Here is a 4,180-nt window from a genome sequence, read left to right on the forward strand (position 1 = left end):
CAGGGGGGCCAGTTCGGCAGCGGGCACCTCCAGGCGGGCCAGGCGGGCGATGGCCTGAACCTGTTCGGGGGTGATAGGCATGGGATCGTCCGCCGGGGATGGGGCCGCCAGGGCTGGGGCCCAATGAGGCTACGGGCAAGGGATACGGCCGTCTTTTACCCCAAGAGCCGCCCGGCGTCAAACACTCTTTCGGCCGGGGGAGGACAGCATTGCAAAAGGGGGCCACTGCAACTACAATGGGCGGATTCCGCGGCCGTCGCATAGGGCGGCCGGGAGCGAGCCCAACAAGAAATCAATTGAGGAAGGAGATGATGAGCGAGCCCAACGAGCAGGCCAAGCCGCCCGAGGCGCCGGTCTTCCGGCTGCAGAAGCTGTATCTCAAGGACTTTTCCTTCGAGAATCCCAATGCCCCGGAGGTGTTTCTGCAGCGGAACGAGCCCCGGGTGGAGGTCAATCTGGCCACCAAGCACCGGCGGGTGGACAACGACAACTGGGAGGTGACCCTGGAGGTCAACGCCAAGGTCACCTCCGGGGACAAGACCCTGTTCCTGGTGGAGGTGGAGCACGCCGGCCTCTTTCTGCTCAAGAACATCCCGGACCAGCACATGCCCCCGGTCCTGGCCGTGGAGTGCCCGACGGTGATGTTTCCCTTCACCCGCCAGATCATCTCCCAGGCCACGGTGGATGGCGGCTTCGTGCCGCTCATGCTGGAGCCGGTGAACTTTTTGGCCCTCTACGAGAACGCCCGCCGCCAGCAGCAACAGCAGCAGCAGGGGCCGCCGCCCCAGGCCCACTGAGGGCGCGGCGGCGCAGGCAGGTGCCGCCGCCAGCCCCCTTCCGTCCTCCCCCGCCCCGCGGCCGGGGCCGGCGCCTTCTTCCGGACGTGTCGTCCGGGAAGGCCGGCCCCGCCTCTCCTGGCCGCAGCCCCCCCTGTTGCAGGATGCGCTGGGCTGTTGCATGACGCAACGGCCGCTTCCTGTTCTGCCTCTGCACGGTGAAAGCGTCCCCGCACCCCAGCCGGACCGGGCCGCCCTTGTTGCGTAAAGCAACGAAGGGCTCCAGTCGTCTTCTGCCCGGAAACGGCCGGCCAGGCCCGCTCGCCAGCTGGCACGCATCTTGATAGCCTTTGTCCGGCAGGACGCCAAGACGCCCCGCCACGGGCCGCGGCCGGACGCCGCTGCCCCTGCTCCGGGGCCAATCCTGTCTTGGGCGCGGGACACGACAGCGTGAAAGACCAACGGGATACCATGACGAGCCGCTTCCGGGAGGCATTCGCCCGGGGTATGACAGCGGCCACTTTTGCGGAAGCGGGTGAGCCGGAGCTGGCCCGGGAGCTGCTCGGGAAGGACAGTTGCCAGGGCTCGGTGCTCTATGTGCTCCAGGACGAGGAGCCACCGTCCGCGGCGGCCCGGTATGCAGCCAGCCTCAGCAGCCGGCTGGGCTGCGGTCTGGCGGTGCTTCAGGTGCGGAGCGGCCAGGACAGCCAGCCGCCGGCAACGGCTCCGGCAGCGGCGCCGGAGAACGGCTGCCGGCCGGCCGCCGTCTACCAGGCCAGCGGCGAGCTGAAGGCCGCGGTACGGCGCTTTCTCGCCGAGCACCGGCGCATCGTCTCGGTGGTGCTCACCGCCCGGGCGGCCGGCGAGGCAGCGGCCGGCCGGGAGTCGAAGCGGCGGCCCTGGTGGCAGGATCTGGGCTGCCCGGTGGTCATCGTTCCCGCCGCCGACGGGTAGGACCCGGCAGCGACCGGGTCCGGCGCCGAGCCGGGAGGGCGGCAGTCCTTCATCCGGGCCGCCCGGCAGGCCGGCGTGGAGTGCGGATCATCTGATCCGCTTCCGGGACCTGCCCGTTTCACCCTGCACCACCTGCCGCAGCCGGCGTCTGTCCGGCGACCTGATCGTCCCGATCCCCCCGTCGCCTCTTTCTTCGTCCCTTCCTGCCCGCCGTTGTCCCCTGCGGCCGGGACCGGCATGGCCAAAGCCGCGTCCCGCGCCCTGCCTGCACCTCCTCTTAGCCACCACCCCTGACCCTCGCGGCCGGCTGCTGCGATCACGCTGTCTTGGGCGCCCGTTCACGGCCCCTGCCAGCTGCTGCCAGTCTGGCGGGCAGCAGGCCCGGGGTCGGTCGTGCCACCGCGCCGGCCCGCGGGCTTCCGGGCTGGCCCGGCCTCGCGTTGCACGATGCAATAGTCGGTTGCCATCTGCAACTGGCGCGCCGAAAAGGCCGTGGCACAAGGCCTTGCAGAGCAGGCCCCGTTCCGGGCGCCCTGGGTGTTGCAGGGTGCAACGACCGGCGGCGCGAGGAAAAGCGCGGGGTGCAGTCGAAAAATAGAAGTGATTTCCATAAGTTGAATGGACAGCTCCCGGATGGCATGGGGGTTGCTCTTACGGGGAGCCAAACGAGGAAACAGACCGCGCCGAGCCTTACGGCAGCCAGCTGCCAGCCTGTTTTCCCCAAACCCAACCTTCCCGTGAGGGGCCATTCAGCAAGGAGGACGTCATGAAGCTTTTCAACCTGTACCGCATCTTGTGTCACCACCTGGTCGCGGCTGCCTTTGCGGAGATGGACGAGGGGCAGAGCGCCCGCGACCTTCTGGCCACGAGCCGGACGCCGGCCGGGGGTGAGGTCGCGCGCCCGCTTGCGGATGCCTGCGCCATCGGCTAGCCCCGGTCACCACCAAGAACCCAGTGCAGACAGTGCCGGCGGCGCGGCCGCCGGCACTGTCACGAAAGGAGCGAGGAGAGAATCATGTCTGCACACGAGACCAAAAAGCCAGGCAAGCCCTACGGCAAGACCCTGGTGTACGGGGCCCTGGCCACTGCCCTTTACAGCGGGGTGTTTCTGTACGGCGACGAGGCCAACACCCTGTTTGCCCAGGGCGGCGCCTACGCCTTCTTGCCCATCGTCACCGCCCTGGTCTTCTCCTGGGCGCACGGCAACTTCACCGGTAACTTCTGGACGATGCTCGGGGTCGAGGCATCGAAGAAAACGAGGAGCTGAACGCCATGGATGCCATCGCCACTGCCACCAACTTCATTGACCTCAACCTCTACAGCATCCTGTATCTGATCGGCGTCGGCTTTGTCGGCGGCCTGGTGAGCGGCTTCATCGGCTCCGGCGGCGCCTTCGTCCTTACCCCGGGCATGATGAGCCTGGGCGTGCCGGGCCTGGTGGCGGTGGCCAGCAACATGTGCCACAAGTTCCCCAAAGCCCTGGTGGGGGCCCTGAAGCGGGCCAAGTACGGCCAGGTGGACGTGAAGATGGGCATCATCTTCGGCGTCTTCGCCGAGGCCGGGGTCTTTTACGGCGCCCATATCCAGGAGAAGATCAAGGCCGCCTTCGGTGACGCCGGCTCCAACCTCTATGTCAGCGTCGCCTTCGTGGTCATCCTCGGCATCGTCGGCACCATCGTGCTGCGGGATGCCATGAAGAGCCGCCAGCAGGGGGCTGGCGGGGGTGGCGAGAAGCTGACCCGGCTGGCCCAGTGGGTGCAGTCGGTGGAGATTCCCGGCACCATGGTCTACTTCAAGTGCCTCAAGGCTCGGGTCTCCCTGCTCTTCATCGTGCCGCTGGGCTTTGCCACCGGCATGCTGGCAGCGACCATCGCGGTGGGCGGCTTCATCGGCGTGCCGGGCATGATCTATGTCCTGGGCGCCCCCAGCCTCATGGCCTCGGCCACCGAGCTGGTGGTGGCCTTTGTCATGGGCATGGGCGGCTCCTTCAAGTATGCCCTGGGCGGCCTGGTGGACATCCGCCTGGCCATGCTCATCCTCATGGGCTCACTGTTCGGGATCCAGCTGGGCGCCATGGGCACCACCTATGTCAAGGACTACATGATCAAGATGGTCATGGGCCTCATCATGGTCATCGTGCTGGTCAGCCGGGCGCTGATGATCCCGGTCTACCTCGCCCGTCTGGACCTCATCACCCCCTTGTCCGAGAGCACCCAGGCCCTGCTCAAGAACACCAGCTTCGCGGTCATGGCCTTTGCCCTGATCGCCGGCGCCAGCATCGTCCTGCATGCCATCTGGAAGGGCCGGCGGGAGGAGCGACTCCTGGCGGTGCAGGCCATGGGACCGGCTGGCCGCTAAGGCAGCCGGGTCTCATGAGTCGAGCCATCCTCCGGGGGTGGGGGGCCGGTGGCCCCCCCCCCCGGATTTAGGGCCGTACCCCCCCCCTGGGG

5 protein-coding genes are annotated in these 4,180 nt (G+C 67.9%); all 5 read left to right on the plus strand.

What is annotated here, in order from left to right; translation table 11 throughout:
• Positions 1 to 308: 308 nt before the first annotated feature.
• On the plus strand, positions 309 to 797 hold the full coding sequence (secB, locus tag AB1634_18780; protein MEW6221558.1) for a protein-export chaperone SecB: 489 nt from the start codon (positions 309 to 311) through the stop codon (positions 795 to 797).
• Between the two features lie 486 nt (positions 798 to 1,283).
• The gene (locus AB1634_18785) at positions 1,284 to 1,730 is read left to right on the plus strand and encodes a hypothetical protein (protein ID MEW6221559.1); all 447 of its coding nucleotides are present in this window, start codon (positions 1,284 to 1,286) and stop codon (positions 1,728 to 1,730) included.
• Between the two features lie 766 nt (positions 1,731 to 2,496).
• Positions 2,497 to 2,661: a hypothetical protein gene (locus AB1634_18790; GenBank protein MEW6221560.1), complete on the plus strand. Its 165-nt coding sequence runs from the start codon at positions 2,497 to 2,499 to the stop codon at positions 2,659 to 2,661.
• A gap of 84 nt (positions 2,662 to 2,745) precedes the next feature.
• Positions 2,746 to 2,997 (plus strand): hypothetical protein, encoded by a 252-nt coding sequence (locus tag AB1634_18795; protein ID MEW6221561.1) that lies wholly within the window; start codon positions 2,746 to 2,748, stop codon positions 2,995 to 2,997.
• 5 nt (positions 2,998 to 3,002) lie between these two features.
• Positions 3,003 to 4,088 (plus strand): sulfite exporter TauE/SafE family protein, encoded by a 1,086-nt coding sequence (locus AB1634_18800; GenBank protein MEW6221562.1) that lies wholly within the window; start codon positions 3,003 to 3,005, stop codon positions 4,086 to 4,088.
• Positions 4,089 to 4,180 lie beyond the last annotated feature (92 nt).

This window comes from Thermodesulfobacteriota bacterium, from assembly GCA_040755095.1.
GTDB lineage: Bacteria > Desulfobacterota > Desulfobulbia > Desulfobulbales > JBFMBH01 > JBFMBH01.